The organism is Sphingomonas sp. TDK1, from assembly GCF_001650735.1.
Classification (GTDB): domain Bacteria; phylum Pseudomonadota; class Alphaproteobacteria; order Sphingomonadales; family Sphingomonadaceae; genus Sphingomonas.
The window spans coordinates 156,170-173,276 of record NZ_LXVY01000034.1 but is presented as its reverse complement, the minus strand read 5'-3'; the positions used below and the strand labels follow the sequence as shown (position 1 = coordinate 173,276).

Here is a 17,107-nt window from a genome sequence, read left to right as displayed (position 1 = left end):
GATTTATGCGGGATCAGCGCGACGGCAATGGTAGCCGATGGCTGCATTTTATCTCGGACAGTGTCGCCACCGACCGGATGTCCTCGACGCCGGGAAGGCGCAGCAACGTGCGAAAGGTGAAATTCTGGTACCAGGCCATGCTCGGCGCCAGCACCTTGAGCATCACGTCCATCTCGCCGAACAGCGTATAGGCTTCGGTGATCTCGGGGGTCTCATCGACCGCGCGCATGAATCGCTCGCGACCCTCGTCGCTCAGCCGCCCCATCTTGAGCTGAGCGAAGATGTACATGCTCTCGCCAAACTTCTCGCGATCGAGGATGGCCACCTGCGCCTTGATATAGCCTTCCTCGCGCAGCCGTTGCATTCGGCGCCAGCAGGGCGATTGCGAAAGCCCCACCCGCTCCGCAATCTCGCTGGAGGATTCGGACGCGTCGATCTGCAACCGCTCCAGGATCTTGACGTCCATCCGATCGAGATTGTCTGCCAAATTTATGCACCTCCGATGCTAAAATTGCATCATCTTGTCACAAAAGCTAAATTAACCGGGCACGGCAGGCAAGCTTTTGCGGAGCACCCAAATTATCCTGCCTTCAGATTTCCAGCGGGAGGCGAGAGATGAAGCGCGAGCAGCTGGCGGTTTTCGACGGCCAGTATGTGCGCGATCACCTGGGTTATACCGACTGTATCCGCGTCGTCCGCGACGCGATGGAGGCGCTGTCCGCGGGCACCACCCGTCAGCTTCTCCGCACGATGATCCCCCTGGGCTCGGGTCGCACCTTTGCCCAGATGCCCGGGGCGCTCGGCGAGCACGACATGTTCGGCGCAAAGATGCTAAGCGTCTTCGCCGATCCTGGCTCGCCGGGCCTCCGTAGGCATCGCGGTGTCGTGCTGCTGTTCGAGCCGGACGAAGGCGAGCCGGTCGCGATCGCCGACGCCGAGGAGATCACCCATATCCGGACGGCGGCAGCCACCGCTGTCGCCACCGATGCCTTGGCCCGTGCCGATGCCCGTACGCTGCTGATCGTCGGCACCGGCGGCCAGGCACGCACCCATTTGCACGCACTCCCGCTGGTGCGCGACTTCGATTCCGTGCTGATCTGGGGCCGCGCGATCGACAAGGCAGAGCGTCTTGCCGCCGAATTCGGAGCGCTCGGTGCAGAAGCGGTGGCCGATCTGGAAGCCGCAGCCGGCCAGGCGGACGTGATCTGCACACTGACCACCTCGGCCGAACCCGTGATCCTGGGTGCGTGGGTGCGCGGCGGTACGCACGTCAATCTCGTCGGATCGAGCGGGCCCGGGCCGGTCGAGGTCGACAACGCGCTGGTCGTGAAAAGCCGCTACATCGCCGACAGCCGCGCCTCGGCGCTGGACGCCGCCGCCGAATTCCTGGTGGCGCGCGCGGCCGGCCTCGTCACCGATGATCATATCGTCGCGGAAATCGGCGACGTGCTGCTCGGCCGCGCGCCGGGCCGCCGGAGCGACAGCGAGATCACCCTCTACAAGTCGCTGGGCCATGCCGTGCAAGACCTGGCCGTCGCCGCCCATCTGTACCGGAACACACGCACCTGATGTCGCCCACCCTACTGCGAACCGCCCTGCTCGCCTCTACCTTGTTCATCGCCACGCCGGCATGTGCCCAGCACGAAAGGCTGAGCGTGATCGCCAATGGCGAGAAGGTGGGCTTTCTCGACGCAGACCAGCAGGGCAGCACGGTCACGATCCACTATGACGTGAAGAACAATGGTCGCGGCCCGACCATGACGGAGAGCATTGCCCTTGGCGCCGACGGCACGCCGGTGGGCTGGGCGCTCGACGGCAAGTCGACCTTCGGCGGCGACGTGCATGAGAGCTTTTCGCGCTCGGGCGGGACCGCGCGCTGGAGCGACTCCATGGGGAAGCGCAGTGCACCCGCTCCCGCCGCCGGCCTCTATATCGGGCAGAATGCGAGCCCCTGGGCGCTCGGTCTCTATGCGCGGGCGCTGCTCCAGCGGCCGGACGGCACGCTGCCGGCGATGCCGGGCGGGCAGCTCCGTATCGAGAAGCTGGGCCCGGCGAAGATCGGCACCGCGACCTACCAGGCCTATGCGATCAGCGGGATCGACCTGTCGCCCGAGATGATCCTCCTCGATGGGCACCAGCGGCTGTTCGCGGTGCTCGAGACCGGCGGCGCGGTGGTGCGCGAGGGCCATGAGGCCGAGGTGCCGGCGTTGACGCAGCTTGCAGCCGACCTCACCGCGAAGCGCTATGCAGCACTCCAGCAGCGCTTCGCCCACAAGATCGACGCACCCGTGCGCATCCGCAACGTCCGCGTGTTCGATCCTGCATCGGGCACGCTCGGCGCGCCTGTTTCGGTGCTGTTCGCCGAGGGACGGATCACCGGCATCCAGCCGCTTGATGCGCAACCCTCTTCCGGGGAAGCGACGATCGAGGGCGATGGCGGCACGCTGCTGCCCGGCCTGCACGACATGCACGCCCATACCGGGCTGGAATCGGCGATGCTCTACATCGCCGCAGGCGTCACCTCGGTGCGCGACATGGGGAACGACAACGCCTTCCTGCCCCGGCTCATCCGCCAGATCGATGCGGGCGAAGTCGCCGGGCCGCGGATCGTCCCCAACGGCTTCCTGGAGGGTCGCAGCCCCTATTCGGCGCGGCTGGGCATCGTCGCCGATAGCGAGCGGGCGGCGATCGACGCGGTCCGCTGGTATGCCGCGCGCGGCTATTGGCAGGTCAAGATATACAACAGCATGAACCCGGCCTGGGTGCCCGCCATCGCGCAGGAAGCGCACCGGCTGGGCATGGGGGTTACCGGGCATATCCCCGCCTTCACCAACGCCGATGCGATGATCGCGGCGGGCTATGACGAAGTCACCCATATCAACCAACTGATGCTCGGCTGGGTGCTCGATCCCAGGGAAGATACCCGCACGCCCCTGCGGCTGACCGCGATGCGGCGGACCGCCGGGCTCGACCTCGCCTCGCCGGCGGTGGCGAAGACATTGGACGCGATGGTCGCCGGCCATGTCGCGCATGATCCCACCGCCGTGACGCTCGAGCTGCTGATGCGCAGTCGCAACGGCATGGCCAGCCCTTCGGTCGCCAGCTATATCGATCACTTGCCGATCGGCCTGCAGCGCCGCCGCCGCCAGGCGATTGCACCCATTGCCGGCCCCGACGATGCCGCCGCGTATGACGGCGCGATGGTAAAGGTGAAGCAGTTGCTCAAGCTGCTCCACGATCGCGGCGTCACCCTGCTGCCCGGCACCGACGACCAGACCGGGCTTTCCGTCCACCGCGAGCTGGAGATCTATGCCGAGGCAGGCATCCCGATCCCCGATGTGCTGCGCCTCGGCACGCTGACGCCCGAGCGATATATGGGCCGCGACCAGAAATTGGGTTCGATCGCCCGCGGGAAGCGCGCGGACTTTCTGCTCCTCCCCGGCGACCCCACCAAGGATCTGCGCGAGTTGCATCGCATCTCGATGGTCGTGAAGGACGGTACGATCTACTTCCCTGCAGAAATCTATCCCGCCTTCGGGGTGAAGCCGTTTGCGGACGCGCCGAAAATCTCTCGTCCGGCGGTGGCGCCCAAGGCGGCAGGAAGCGGCCCGTCGCATGATGCGGCGGACGAGTTCCTGTTCTGACGTGCCCGCCAGGCCGTTACGGCCTGGCGGCAACCACCTGCGCCACGAACGCGTGCAGGTCCTCGCTCAGCGCCGCCAGTCCGGCCTCGTCCTCGAACACCGAGTGGCCCGCCGCATAGTGGTGCGCGGAGACGCGATCCATCGGCACGCCGGCCTGTTCCAGCGCGAACTGGCCCGCATAGACCGGGGTGGTGATGTCGTAATAGCCGCCGCCGGTGAAGCCGCGCAGCGTCGGCTTGGCGTCCATCGCTGCCTTCAGATAGGGCGCGAAGGACATCGAGCGATAGCTGCCGCCATATTCCTTGTCCCAGCTCCACTTGAAGTTGATACCCAGGTTGAGGCTGCGATAGGGGCTCGGCAGCCCATAGCCGAGCTCGCTTTTGAGATAAGTCTCGATCAGCTGCGCCGAGCTGGCCCCAAGCGTCATCGAGGGGTCGTCGAACGGCGGCCGCAGCTTGGAGTCCGCGATCGCGCGGGTGGCACGCCCGTCGAGCTGGCCGGTGCGGAGCCCCTTGGCCGCGAGGATGTTCAGCATGAAATCGTAATTGTCGAGACGGAGGTTCTTTTCCTCCAGCAGCGATACCGGCAGGCCGATCAGCGCCGACATCCGCTCGGCAACCTTGCGCCGCGTCGCCGGGGAGAGCGTCGAGCCCTTGAGCAGGGCCAGCGCATAGTCCCCCTGGGCGAACGCCAGCGCCGCCGCATAATGCTGTTCGACGCTGCGGCCGCCGCGATCGATCGCCTGGTGATACCAGGCCACCGAGGCCAGTGTCGGCAGCTTGACCACGTCCGAGACGACCGGCCCGTCGCTGTCGCCGACCGCCAGCGAGAGCAGCGCCACGCCATCGGGCAGCGGCTTCTTCGCATTGCTGGTCTCGTGCAGCACCGCAAGCGCCCGCGAGGTGCCATAGCTCTCGCCGATCAGCACCACCGGCGAACCGGTGCGGCCGTTCGCCGCCAACCAGCGCTCGATCATCAGCGCCACGCCGCGCGCATCGCCGCCGACACCCCAATAGCCCGAGGCGTCGCGGTCCTTGATCGGCATGCTGGCGCCCGTTCCCACCGGATCGATGAACACCAGATCGGCCGCATCGAGCAGGCTGAAGCGATTATCCTCGAGATACGCCGCCTCGCCCTTGCCGACGATCCGGCGCGGCCCAAGCGCCTGCAGGTGGAGCGGCGAGGACGAGGCACCGGGACCGCCGTTGAACACGAACAGCACCGGTCGCTTCGCGGGACCGCCTTTGGCCTGGGCGATATAGCCATAGCTCACCGCCACCGCGACCGGTCCGCCGTCTGCGCCCGGCATCGGAAGCTCGGTGACCACGGCGCGATAGGCCACCTTCTTGCCGCCGATCGTCGCGACATGCTCGGTCGTAACCACCCGATCGGTCGCGGCATCGCGCGGGACCATCGGCGCCATCGCGCGCAGGAACGCCGGCGGCATCGGCGCATCGCCATCCTGCGCCCGGACGGCAACGGGACAGACGGCCGCGAGCAGCAGGGCGACGGACAGGGCACGGCGCATCGGGGGGCCTTTCAGGAAATACGGGGAAGCGCGGCGAGCAGCCGCTCGATATCGTCCCCGTCGTTGAATATTGACGGGCAGACGCGGAAGCGGTTGCGCGACAGCGTGATTTGCACCTTCGCCGCCTTGAGCGGATCGGAGAGTTTGGCATAGGCTCCCTCCAGCGCGCAGGTCAGCAGCGGGGTGCGGGTGCCCGGAGGGGTGACGATCGTATAGCCGCGCTCGACGAGCCCCGCGCGTAGTCGCGCCATCAGCGGCTGGCGGTGCGCGGCGATGCGGTCGACGCCGAGATTCAGGATATAGTCGAGCGACCAATCGAGCTGCGCTACAACCGTGTGCGCGTGGGTGCCGCCGGCGAACAGCCCCTCCATGTCCGGGCGCGGCGTGACATCGGCGATGGTCTCGCCGGGCGGATCGAAGGGATAGACGTGTGGCGCGAACGCCGCGAGCTGGTAATAGCCATAGCGGGTGCGCTTGAGCCGGTCGTGAAGATCGGCGCGGACATAGAGAAAGCCCAGCCCGAAATCGCCCATCAGCCATTTGTAGCTGGCGGTGGCCGCGAAATCGACATTGGTGGCACGCACGTCGACAGGCACCGTGCCCGCAGCGTGGATGATGTCGGCATAGACCAGCGCGCCGCGGGCATGGGCGATCTCGCACACGCGCTTCAGGTCATGCTCGAAGCCATTGTAGGTCGACACCAGCGACAGCGCGACCAGCCGGGTGCCCGGCGTGATCGCCTTTTCAATCGCCTCGATCGAGATGCGGTTTTCGGTGGGCCGTACCCAGGCGACGTCGAAGCCCTGCTTGGCCAGTTCCTGATAGAGGTAGAAGGAGCCGAAGAAGTGCAGCGTATCGGTAACGATCCGTCCGCCGGCACGCGGGAAGTCCAGCCCGTCGATGACGAGCTGCTCGCCCGCCGTGGTGCTCTGGACGAAGGCGATCTCCTCCGGCGCGGCGTTGATGAGCTTGGCGAAGCTGGCCTTCACGCGCGTCTCGACCGCATCGGTAGGATAACGGCCCTCGGTATTGGCGCGCTGATCGAGATAGGCGCGCACTGCATCGCGGGCGCCGATCGGGATCGGGTGCATCGTTCCCGAATCCAGATAGGGGCCGGGCATCGGCGCGAAGCTTGCCTTGTCGGGCAGCAGCGGGCTGGCCGCCGTCGCGGATGCAGCCTGCACGACCAAGGGAGCGGCGCCGGCACCCGCCAAAATGTCGCGCCGTGTTACGCCCGATCGCATGCCCCGCCCTTCCCTTGTCGAATTGCCGACCAGCTTAGCGCCGGTCCCACGAATAGATTTTGCCGATTTCCACCGGCACATGCACCCTGCCAGAGGCGACGTCTTCGCGCTGAGCCGCCCGCCTGCGCATAAAAATTGCTGGCCGCCTCGGCTAGGACACTTGCAGAGGGAGTACGCCGATGAAACTTCGGGCGCTATATTGTGCGGTGCTGCTGGCCACCGGATCGCTGGTGCCGATCGCTGGCAGTGCCCGAACCTGCACCGGCGACGCCGTCGAGACGTGGCACAGCGCCCGGATTGGCGGCAAGGCGCTGCGCTATGTCGCCTGTGCCGGCACGCTGCCGGTGCGCAACCTGCGCGGCGAGGCACGCGGCAGGATCTTCTACACGGCCTATCTGGTCCACGGCGGCAAGCGACGGCCGCTGAGCTTCGTCTGGAACGGCGGCCCGGGTGCGGATTCGCGTACGCTGCAGTTCCACGCGGTCGGCCCGCGCATCCTGCGAGGCGGCACGCTGGTGGACAATGCGGCGAGCCCGCTCGGCGCGAGCGATCTCGTCTTCGTCGATCCCATCGGCACCGGGTTCAGCACGGCGGACGACCCCGTGCATGCCGCCGATTTCTACGGCACCAATGCGGACATCGCTTCGGTGGCAGGCTTTGTGACCGATTTCCGCAGCGCCTATCGCCGGGCGGCATCCCCGCTCTATCTGGTCGGCGAGAGCTTCGGCACCTGGCGCGCCGCCGGCGTGGCGGAGCGGCTGATCGACGCGAAGGTGCCGGTGGCCGGCATCGCGCTGATCTCGGGCGGCATCCCGCTCGGCGACATGCCCGATCGCAACCAGTTGCGCGCGCTGTCGCTGGTCAACCGCACCGCCACCGCGCTGGCGCTGGGCAGGCTCGCGCCCGCGCTCCAGGCCGATCCGCCGCGCGCGCTGGCCGAGGCCCGGCGCTGGGCCGAGCAGGTCTATGTCCCTGCCCTTACCGCCCCCGATGCGCTCTCCGTTGCGGCCCGTGCGGAGGTGATCGCCGCGCTCGCGCGCTTCCAGGGGCTCGATCCCTCGACGATCGACGCCAAGACGCTGTGGGTTTCGCCCCGCGCCTTCCGCACCGGACTGCTCGCCGGCCAGGGCAAGACGCTCGGCCTGTTCGACATGCGCAAGACCGGCGCGCCCGAAGACGAGCATGCGGATGCCAGCATCGTGCTCGATTATTATCGCACGACCCTGGGCTATCGCGCCGGCCGCTATGCCGGGATCGACGCGCCGGAAAGCGAGGCGGGCAACCAGTGGCAATATGACCAGGCGCCGATCACGCCGGACTCGCTCGCGCGCGCCCGCGCTGGCGAAGGGCCACCCAGCCCTTCCCAGCCCTGGACACTACGCGCGATGGAAAAGGCGCCGCACCTGCGCGCCTGGGTCGCGACCGGCCTGTACGACTCGCTCAATAGCTGTGCGGGCAACGAAGCGGTGGCGGCCAGTTTGCCCAAGGCAGTCGCCGCCCGCTTCACCCTACGCTGCTATGCCGGCGGTCACATGATGTATGAGGAAAGGCGTGAGACGCTGCGTTTCGGCAAGGATCTCGCGGCATTCCTGCGACCCTCAGCATAAATCTTGCACAACCTTGGCCCCAGATTGCGTTTGTGTTTCATATTTTTCGCTACCGGGCGCGGCTTGGGCCAAAAAATTCCGCCCCACCCGCTTATCCTGATGCCGATCCGGGAAAGAGCCGCACAGGCCACCGGAGCGCATTTCAGGGAGAAAGGGGTAGCATGACAAACACACATACCCGCATCGCGCGCCGGCTGATGGCATCGACCGCGCTGTTCGCCGCCGTGGCTGCGATGCCGGCGCTGGCACAGGAAGCCGCGCCGCAGGACGGCAGCACCACGGCGAGCGAGGCCGGCGAGCCGATCATCGTCACCGGATCGCGCATCCGTCGCCCGGAATCCGATAACGCCGCGCCGGTCTCGGTCATCGGCCAGCAGGCGATCATCGATCGCGGCTACACCAGCGCCGCCGACGCGCTGAACGACCTGCCCTCCAACGTTCCCGTGCTCAACCAGGCCGACGGCTCGGGCGAGGCCAGCGGATCGGGCATCCAGGCGCCGAACCTGTTCGGTCTGGGCGCCGGCCGCACGCTTACCCTCGTAAACGGCCGCCGCATGGTCACCAGCAGCTCGGGCATCGGCGATCCCGGCGGCGTGGGCGACGCGCAGGTCGATTCCAACATCATCCCGCTCGGCCTGCTCGAGCGGGTCGAAGTCTTTCAGGGCGGCGGCGCCGCCGTGTACGGCTCGGACGCGATCGCGGGCGTGGTCAACTATATCCTCAAGTCCGACTTCACCGGCCTCGTGCTGGACGGGCAGACCGGCATCTCCTCGCGCGGCGACTATGCCACCTATAGCCTGCGCGGTACGGCGGGCACCAACTTCGCCGGCGGCCGCGGCAATGTCGCGATCGATATGGGTTGGTCCAAGTCGCCGATCCTGCGCTTCTCGGATCGCCCGCTCTCCAATCTTGGCCGCCTGACCGTCAGCAACGCGGCGGATACCGGCCCGAGCGACGGCATCCCCGCGGTGAAGGAAATCTTCAACGCCGCCTTCTGGCCCTTCAACGGCAACGGCGTGATCTTCACCCGCCCTGCGCCGCCGCCCAACTTCCTGGCGCGCAGCGCCAGCGGCAGCGCGCTGCAGTTCGATTCCGCAGGCAACGTCGTGTCCTACAACACGGGCGCGATCCAGGGGATTCCCTTCGCTTCGGGCGGTGACGGCTTTGCCTATCAGGAACTGGCCGGCCTGCGCACCGGCGTGGAACGCTACACCGCCAACCTGATCGGCCATTACGACCTGAGCGATCGGGTGAAGGTCTCGACCGAGCTGCTGTTCGCACGCACCAAAGGCAGCGAGATCCCGCAGGGCAACAGCCGCACCACGCTGAACGCCGGCACCTATGCCGGGCCGATCGCCTTCACGATCAACAACGGCTTTCTCACCAGCCAGGCCAAGGCCGCGCTGAGCGCGATCTCGCCCAGCTTCGCCGCCGGCGCGCCGCTCTATCTGTCCAAATATTTCTATGACCTGGTGCCGAACGCCACCCGCACCACCACCACCGATACCTATCGCGCGCTTCTCACGCTCGACGGCGACTTCGACGTCGGCGCGCGCGACTTCTACTGGTCGGTCTCGGGCAGTTATGGCCGGGTCGAGGGCAAGCAGCGCAGCTGGGAAGTCATCAACAGCCGCTACAACAATGCGATCAACGCGGTGCTGAGCGGCGGCCAGGTGGTCTGCGCGATCAATGCCGATGCCAACACCACCAACAACGATCCGAGCTGCGCCCCGATCAATCCGTTCGGCCGCGGCACTGTCAGCCAGGCGGCGCGCGATTATGTGAGCACCCGCGCGGGCATGGACTGGACCAACGAGCAGGTCGACCTGCTCGCCACGCTCGGTGGTTCGCTGTTCAGCCTGCCGATGGGCGATGTGGCGTTCAGCACCGCCTATGAGCATCGCGACGAGCGCGCGCGTTACTCGCCGCTCACCGCGAACCTGCAAGGCATCTTCGGCGACGGTTCGACCCAGACCGCCCAGTCCGGCGGCTACAATACCGACGAACTTTCGGCCGAGCTTTCGATCCCGCTGATCGGCAAGGACTTCACCCTGCCGCTGGTCAAGGCGCTCGAGCTGAAGGGCGCGTTCCGCTACGTCGACAATTCGCTCGCCGGCACCGAGAATGTCTGGGACGTCGGGCTGCGCTGGGAAGTGACCGGCGGGCTTACCCTGCGCGGCTCGCGCAGCCGAAACTTCCGCGCGCCGACGCTGACCCAGCTGCTTGCGCCGACCTCGACGGGCCTTGGCTCGGTGGGCTTCGATCCGTGCGATGCGGACCGGATCAACAGCGGCCCCAACCCGGCCGCGCGCCGGGCGAACTGCCTTGCGCTGTTCGCGGCCAATACCGGCTATGGCGTCGATCCCGACGGGACGGGCGCGGGGCTGAGCGCAGCGGCGCGGCTTGCCCGCTTCCAGGATCCGGCCGAGAATTTCAGCATCGCCACGATCACCAGCGGCGGCAATCGCAGCCTGAGCAACGAGATTTCCGACACGCTGACCTATGGCATCGTCTTCCAGCCGCGCTTCGTGCCGGGCCTGACGGTCAGCGCCGATCGCGTCCAGATCGATCTGAAGGACGGCCTGTCGCCGTTCACCACCGCGGACTTCATGGCTGCCTGCTATGATGAGGCGAGCCCGAGTGCCGCAGTGTGCAGCGCCTTCTCGCGGATCGCCAACCCAAGCGCAACGGCGATCGGCGGTTCGGTGCTCACCGGCACCACCACCACCTTCAACGCCGGCGTGATCAAGTATCGCGGCGAGACCTACATGATCGATTATCGCTTCGCGCTGTCGGACGTGTTCGGCGGCGGCGATATCGGCAAACTCGGCCTGCGCGCGGTGGCGACGCACAACGCGCTGCTCACCCGCTCGGTGACCGGCACCACCTTCACCCGCACCGACGACACCTATCTCAGCCCAAGCTGGGTGGGGCAGTTCAACGCGGTCTACGAAAAGGGCCCGTTCCGCCTGACCTATCAGCTCGATTATCGCGGCCGCACCCGCTCGGCGGCGGACGCCACCATCGAGACGACGCCGACGCCGATCCTGAGCGCGAACGTGGTTCACAGCATCTCGACGCAAGCCGATCTCGGCACGTTCGCGCTGCGCGCCGGCGTGGACAACCTCACCGACAAGGCACCATCCTACCCGCAGATCGCCTATGGCGACATTCTCGGGCGGCGGTTCTTCGTTGGCGCTACCATCAAGCTCAAGTGACACCTCGGCCGCCCGGCTCCGTGCCGAGCCGGGCGGCACCCACAGGCTTGAACCCTGCCACGGACGGAAAACGAACCAGAACATGAACCGGCCGGAACGTACCGACCTTCCCCCCGCGCCCTCTGGCGAAGCGGAAAACCCTGGCGCCGGAGCGCCGGCTGGGGAATCCTATTCGCATTGGGTGCGCAGAGTGATCCGCGCCGTTCGTTCGGAGCGCAATCTGCTGGTAAGCCTGTTCGACAGTTCGGTGCCGGAGCCCTTCGAGCTGCTGCGCCAGATCATTGTCGAAGGCTTTTCGGAGCCGATTACCTCGCGCTACACCAGTGCCTTCGCGAGCGGAAACCCCTATGTCGTCGAGCAACTTGCCCGGCGCTATTCAGTCCCGGCGGAGCAGGTGCTGTGCACGACCGGCGCGACGGGGGCGCTGTCGCTGATCTACCGTGCGATGCTGGCGCCGGGCGATCGGGTGCTGGTGGAAAATCCGGGGTTCGACCTGTTCCACAAGATCGCCGAGACCAATGGCTTCGGCGTCGATCGCTTCGAGCGGCGCGGCGACCGGTTCACGATCGATCCCGACGAGCTCGCCGCGCGGATCGGCCCCAGGACGCGGCTTATCGTGCTGTCCGACCTTCACAACCCTTCCGGCATGTCGTTGGACCGGGAAACCCTGCGCGCGATCGGCGAGATTGCCGAAGCCCGCGGACTCACCGTGATCGTAGACGAGGTTTATGGCGATTATGTCGATGCGGCGCTGCGTCCGCGCCCGGCCGCCGGCATTTCGCCGGCGCTGATCAGCGTGAGCAGCCTCACCAAGTCGCATGGGCTCAGCACGCTGCGCTGCGGCTGGATCGTCGGCGAGCCGGGCCGCATCGGCCGGATCCGGGCGCTGGCCGAGGAGATCGACTTCGGCGTTTCGAATCTCGCCCATGCTTTTGCCGCGCTGGTGCTCGAGCAGCCCAAGATGTTCGAAGGCTATCGCAGCCGGATCATGTCGCGGGCGCGCCCCATCATCGAATCCTATCATCGCCACTGGCTCGACGAAGGGCTGCTGGAAGGCGCCCTGCCCGATTTCGGCTGCATCGCCTTCCCCAGGCTGCTCGGCATTCAGAACAGCATCGCCTTTTCCGAATGGCTGGCGGACCGTTGCGGGGTCATCGTTGCGCCAGGCGAGTATTTCGGCGCGCCCGGGCATATCCGCATCGGCTTCGCCCGCGCGCCGGCGGACGTGGATTATGGCCTCCACGCCTTGACCGAGGGCCTGATCCGCTATCGGAAGAAGCAGGAAGGATGAGGATGCGGAAGAATTTCCGGAGCCTGCTGGCAAGCACCGTCTGCATGGCCGCCGCCCTGCTCGCCAGCCCGGCGCTGGCGCAGATGCAGGCGCGCAGCGACCAGGTGGTCAGGATCGCCGGCAAGCGGGTGAACGTCCAGACGGAAGTCGGGTTGGTCCCGGTCGCCAGCACGCCGGGCAAGCAGGACGCGACCGCCGGCTATGTATCCTACACCGGTCCCGCACGGGCTGATCGCCCGGTCCTGTTTCTCTTCAACGGCGGCCCGGGCGCCGCGTCTGCCTATCTCAACGTGGGGGCGCTCGGTCCGATGCGGGCGCTGGTGCCGCAGGATCCCGCCGCGCCGCTGCCGGCCGAAGCAGCGGTCTCGGCCAATCCAGCGACCTTGCTCGACCTCGCCGATCTGGTGTTCCTCGATCCGCCCGGCACCGGCTTCTCCGCCATCGCCGAGGACGCCGATCGCAGCTTCTACCAGTCGGTGAAGGGCGATGCCGATGCGGTGGCGCAGCTCGCGCAGCAGTGGCTGGCCGCGCATGGCCGCAGCGGTGCGCCGCTCTACATCCTGGGCGAAAGCTATGGCACGATCCGCGCCGCCGCGATGGTCGAGGCGCTGCGCCTGCGCGACCCCGCCCTGCAGGTACGCGGCGTGCTGCTGCTCGGCCAAGCTCTCAACATAATCGAGACGTCGCAGCGCCCGGACAACGTCGTCACCTATCCGATCTCGCTGCCGACGCTCGCGGCCATCGCCTGTTATCACCACAAGCGCCCCGCCGCCTGCGATCCCGCCGCGAGCGCTGCCGAGGCGAAGGGCTTTGGGCCCGCCTATCTCGATGCGCTGTTCCGCGGCGCGGCGCTCGACGCGGCCACCCGCGGGGAAATTGCGGCCAAGCTCGAAGACCTGACCGGCCTTCCGCGCGGCTATTACCTGGCGCACGACCTGCGCATCTCGAAGGAACGGTTCCGCGTCGAACTGTTGAGAAGCGAGGGCAAGGTGCTCGGCCGCTACGACGCGCGCTACACTGCGCCGCGCGCAGCCGACGCCGGCGAAACCGTCGGCCCCGACGCTTTCTCGGCTGTCTCCGATCTGTATGGCAAGGCAATGCTGGGCGAGCTCAAGCGGATCGGGGTGGCCGATCCCTCCTCCTACAAGGTGATCGCCCGCTTCCCCGGCGACTGGGCCTATGGCGCGGGGGATTCGCCGTTCAACGATTGGCCGTTCATGGCCGAGCTCGAGAAGAACATGGCCGCCAACCCCCGACTCCGGCTGTTCGTCGGCACCGGCCTGTTCGATCTGACCACCACCGTCGGCGCTGCCGATTACCTGTTCGCCCAATCCTCGCTCCCCACCGGCCGCTATCGCAACGCGCTCTATCCTGCCGGCCATGTCGCCTATTCGGATGATGCCAGCTGGAAGAAACTGGTCGCCGACATCCGCGCCTTCCTGATCGCGGGCACCAAGCAGTGACGGAGCGTACAGGCGACGTCGCGCTGGCAAAGGGCATCGATCTCGGCGGCGTGGTCGCAATGGGGCTCGGGACCGCCGTGGGCGTCTCTATCTTCTCGGCGATCGCACCGGCTGCCGCAATCGCCGGACCGGCGATGCTGCTCTCCGCGCTGGTCGCGGCGCTGCCGATGTATCTGATTGCCGTCAGCTATGCCTTTCTCGGTTCGGCGCTGCCGGTGTCCGGCGCCTCCTTTGCCTGGCCCGCCCGGTTCCTGAGCCCGCACTGGGGCTTCTTCATCGGCTGGGCCCGGATCCTTGCGAACATGGGCGCAATGGTGGTGCTGGCGCTCGTCATGGTCCGGTATGGATCGATGCTGGTGCCGCTGCCGGTGAAGCCGACCATGTTCCTGGCGCTGCTGCTAGCGCTGCTGCTCAACCTGTTCGGCGTCCATATCGCCGCGCGGGCGCAGAAGATCCTGCTCGTCGGCATGCTGATCCTGTTCGCGATCTTCGTCCTGTGGGGCGGCGCAACCGCAATGGAGCTCCGCCATTTCGAGCCGATGTTCCCGCAAGGCTGGCATGGCATGATCGCCGCCACGCCGCTGCTGATGGGCCTGTTCTTCGGCATCGAGGCGGCGACCGAAGCCGGGGCCGAAGTCGCCGACAGCCGGCGCACCATCCCGCTCGGCATCGCGCTTTCGATCGGTTCGGCGACGCTGCTTTATCTTGCGGTCGGCTTCGTCGCGCTGGGTGTGCTCGGCGCCCCCGCGCTGGGAGCGAGCCAGGCCCCGATCCTCGATGCCGCCAAGCAGTTCATGGGCCCGATCGCGACCCCGCTGATCGTGCTCGCGGCGGTGCTGTCGATCGGCAAGTCGCTCAACGCCATGTTCGCAATGTTCAGCCGCAGCCTCTATGCGATGGGCACCGCCGGCATGCTCCCTGCCGCCTTCGCCCGCGTCCATCCGCGCTGGAAGACGCCCCATGTCGCGCTGCTCGCCGTCTTCGCGATCGGCTGTGCGGGCCTGTTCCTGCCGATGGAGCTGACCTTCTTGTTTCTGGCGGTGAACATCCCCAACCTGCTCAAATATGCGAGCATCTGCCTGTCCGCGGCCCGCGTGACCGAACGCCACCCCGAAATCTACGCAGCGGCGGCCTTCAGGCTCGCCCCCGGCCCGATGCGGTTCGTTTCCTATGCGGGCGCCCTCTGCGCGCTGGTCCTCATCTTCGTCGGCTTCGAAGCAGACTGGCGGCCGTATGCGCTATTGATCGGATGGCTTGCGATCGGTTGCGTTTTCCGGTGGGCGGGACACTACCGGACCAGCATTCGCACGCGATGATCGATTCCGTTGCCGAGATACGTATCCTGTGGAGCCGGAGATCAGTAACCAAAGAGGAGGCGTTGCTGCTCTCAAAGCACTTGCCGATATATCGCACGCAATGCGGAGTTAGGCTGCAACCACTCCGATTGGTGATTTGGCTCAACTTCGTGAAGTGATACGGCCACGGCTCCAGCACCCAAGTCTGGGCGATCAACGGAGCTGATTGGTTCGCATAACTCTGGTTGCCCAGCGCTCTCTGCCACATTGGCAGCACAAAAGCTGCCGCGGGAGGCGCAGCTGACTAACGTCGCGTTCTGGCCGGGAGCAGCCGCGAACCAAAGATCGGCGCGGCATAGTCAGTCCGACGGAGATGCCTAAAAGCTCCGTGCTCGACGATTCGTGCACTTGCCCCGCCTCCTGTCTGAAAACTTGGCCCCTTCCCCGATCATCCGAACTAAATGGGGCCGAGAATTGATGGCACTTTTGATGGCACTAGGCGATCGTCACAGAGGAATTATCATTGATTATCAATGATATAATTTACTTGAGCGGCATCCGTAGGGGTCACCATTTTCAAGCAGAAAATGGAGCAATTTAGCCCCGTTGGGCGGTTGAGCTTGGTGGCACTCAACAATTGGTCCCACACATTTTGGTTGCTTTAGCGACATGATGTGTCGCGTTTTGAGTAGTTAGAATGATCCTCACCTAGGAGATTCGCCTGCTCAGCTCCTTGATGGGTGGAGCTTGCACAGCCGCCATTTCTGAGGTCGAACCTGATTGCGAGGTCGAGCGGCCACGCGACAATCCTGCCGTTCCAGAACGATAGTTCGAACGGCAGCTCTCGCCAGGAACGGGCATTCAGCGGTTTCGCGACCGGCAGCGCAGGTCGGCAGAAGAAGGCCGGCTGCAGCCTGGCAGATTCCACACGCCCAATTGCGAAAACGAACGCGCCCGGTACCTCTCCCGTTGATCCTGGGCTCGCCGACATCAGCGCCGACGGGTCTCATCAACGAGCCAGCCCTTCAGGTCGCTGAGTAGGCTGGTCGCCCAGCTGTCGAGCATCGGATGCGTGGCCCAAGCCGCCGGTGGCTCCAGGAAGCGCGGGAGATGGTCTTCGAGCGATCCACTATACGAACTGGGCAGGATGCCGGCGCGGAGCGCCGCGCGGAAGGGCTTGAACTTCCCGTAGAGGTCAGCAAGCTTCTCGGTCGCGGGGTGCCAGTGCCAGCTTTCGCCATCTTGCCGAAGCATCGGATAGAAGCCTATCGGATAGGCGACGCGGTTGGCGGCATCGTCCGCGACCCAGTCGAGAATGTCGGGCTCGGGCAGTAGACGTCCCCGCCCCCGATCCGGATATCGGCGCCGCACGCCTCCATCAGCGCGTGTGCAGCGGGAATGCGGTCGGCCAGCACGTGCGCCGGCCGCCGCCCTTGCCCCCCCGCCCCGGCAAGTGTGCCCACGCGGACACCAACACCTCGCGCGCCCTGGTGTCGCCGCAGGCCTGCGCCAGCGCGCGCTCTGCACCCGCGTGCCGCTGCCGGCGTCTGCCGGCGGCCGACCCGCAGGATCGGCAGCGTCCGCGATCAACACCCGAAGGGCCGAGACGACCAGGCCGACTCGGCGCCGCGCCCGCGGCGTGCGAGCGCGGTCACGCCGGAGGCGTGAGACGTCCTGGGCCTTCAATGGCGCAACGTCGTTGAGGCAGGGGCCGATACCCACCTCAGGACGTGGCATGGCACCGCCGTGAACTCCCTGCTCTCGAACGTCCTCATAAGCGCTGGGATCAATGCCGAGGCGCACGATATCGGCGTGAC

General features: G+C 66.6%; 11 protein-coding genes. 7 read left to right on the top strand and 4 right to left on the bottom strand.

The annotated features are described in order from the left end of the window. Positions 1-13: 13 nt before the first annotated feature. The gene (locus tag A7X12_RS17490; protein WP_064312733.1) at positions 14-487 is read right to left on the bottom strand and encodes an Lrp/AsnC family transcriptional regulator; all 474 of its coding nucleotides are present in this window, start codon (positions 485-487) and stop codon (positions 14-16) included. 128 nt (positions 488-615) lie between these two features. Between A7X12_RS17490 and A7X12_RS17485 the strand changes: the two genes are divergently transcribed. Both A7X12_RS17485 and A7X12_RS17480 read left to right on the top strand, forming a co-directional pair. Then, positions 616-1,569, top strand: coding sequence for an ornithine cyclodeaminase family protein (locus A7X12_RS17485; RefSeq protein WP_064312732.1), 954 nt, complete (start codon positions 616-618; stop codon positions 1,567-1,569). Continuing rightward, a complete protein-coding gene (locus A7X12_RS17480) occupies positions 1,569-3,644 on the top strand; it encodes an amidohydrolase family protein (protein ID WP_064312731.1) in 2,076 nt (691 codons plus the stop codon). The genes A7X12_RS17485 and A7X12_RS17480 overlap by 1 nt, the downstream gene beginning before the upstream one ends. 16 nt (positions 3,645-3,660) lie before the next feature. Here the strand turns inward: A7X12_RS17480 and A7X12_RS17475 are convergent, their stop codons facing one another. After that, positions 3,661-5,172: a S10 family serine carboxypeptidase-like protein gene (locus A7X12_RS17475; RefSeq protein WP_084445664.1), complete on the bottom strand. Its 1,512-nt coding sequence runs from the start codon at positions 5,170-5,172 to the stop codon at positions 3,661-3,663. A gap of 11 nt (positions 5,173-5,183) precedes the next feature. After that, complete coding sequence (locus A7X12_RS17470) at positions 5,184-6,416, bottom strand: aminotransferase class V-fold PLP-dependent enzyme (RefSeq protein WP_064312730.1); 1,233 nt, start codon at positions 6,414-6,416, stop codon at positions 5,184-5,186. A gap of 179 nt (positions 6,417-6,595) precedes the next feature. Between A7X12_RS17470 and A7X12_RS17465 the strand changes: the two genes are divergently transcribed. The 5 genes from A7X12_RS17465 (at position 6,596) to A7X12_RS17445 (ending at position 15,311) form a co-directional block, all read left to right on the top strand. Continuing rightward, complete coding sequence (locus A7X12_RS17465) at positions 6,596-8,023, top strand: S10 family serine carboxypeptidase-like protein (RefSeq protein ID WP_064312729.1); 1,428 nt, start codon at positions 6,596-6,598, stop codon at positions 8,021-8,023. 161 nt (positions 8,024-8,184) lie between these two features. Then, entirely contained in the window at positions 8,185-11,241 is a 3,057-nt protein-coding gene (locus A7X12_RS17460; protein WP_064312728.1) for a TonB-dependent receptor, read from the top strand. Between the two features lie 190 nt (positions 11,242-11,431). Continuing rightward, the gene (locus tag A7X12_RS17455; RefSeq protein WP_232318563.1) at positions 11,432-12,532 is read left to right on the top strand and encodes a pyridoxal phosphate-dependent aminotransferase; all 1,101 of its coding nucleotides are present in this window, start codon (positions 11,432-11,434) and stop codon (positions 12,530-12,532) included. A gap of 2 nt (positions 12,533-12,534) precedes the next feature. After that, positions 12,535-13,995, top strand: a complete 1,461-nt coding sequence (locus A7X12_RS17450) for a S10 family serine carboxypeptidase-like protein (protein ID WP_198162068.1) — start codon at positions 12,535-12,537, stop codon at positions 13,993-13,995. Continuing rightward, a complete protein-coding gene (locus tag A7X12_RS17445; RefSeq protein ID WP_064312726.1) occupies positions 13,992-15,311 on the top strand; it encodes an APC family permease in 1,320 nt (439 codons plus the stop codon). The genes A7X12_RS17450 and A7X12_RS17445 overlap by 4 nt, the downstream gene beginning before the upstream one ends. A 969-nt stretch (positions 15,312-16,280) precedes the next feature. Here the strand turns inward: A7X12_RS17445 and A7X12_RS17440 are convergent. Next, complete coding sequence (locus A7X12_RS17440) at positions 16,281-16,661, bottom strand: hypothetical protein (protein WP_064312725.1); 381 nt, start codon at positions 16,659-16,661, stop codon at positions 16,281-16,283. Positions 16,662-17,107 lie beyond the last annotated feature (446 nt).

Coding starts and splice junctions, on each gene's coding strand:
- A7X12_RS17485 (WP_064312732.1), top strand. CDS start 616: ATGAAGCGCGAGCAGCTGGCGGTTTTCGACGGCCAGTATGTGCGCGAT.
- A7X12_RS17480 (WP_064312731.1), top strand. CDS start 1,569: ATGTCGCCCACCCTACTGCGAACCGCCCTGCTCGCCTCTACCTTGTTC.
- A7X12_RS17475 (WP_084445664.1), bottom strand. CDS start 5,172: ATGCGCCGTGCCCTGTCCGTCGCCCTGCTGCTCGCGGCCGTCTGTCCC.
- A7X12_RS17470 (WP_064312730.1), bottom strand. CDS start 6,416: ATGCGATCGGGCGTAACACGGCGCGACATTTTGGCGGGTGCCGGCGCC.
- A7X12_RS17465 (WP_064312729.1), top strand. CDS start 6,596: ATGAAACTTCGGGCGCTATATTGTGCGGTGCTGCTGGCCACCGGATCG.
- A7X12_RS17460 (WP_064312728.1), top strand. CDS start 8,185: ATGACAAACACACATACCCGCATCGCGCGCCGGCTGATGGCATCGACC.
- A7X12_RS17450 (WP_198162068.1), top strand. CDS start 12,535: ATGCGGAAGAATTTCCGGAGCCTGCTGGCAAGCACCGTCTGCATGGCC.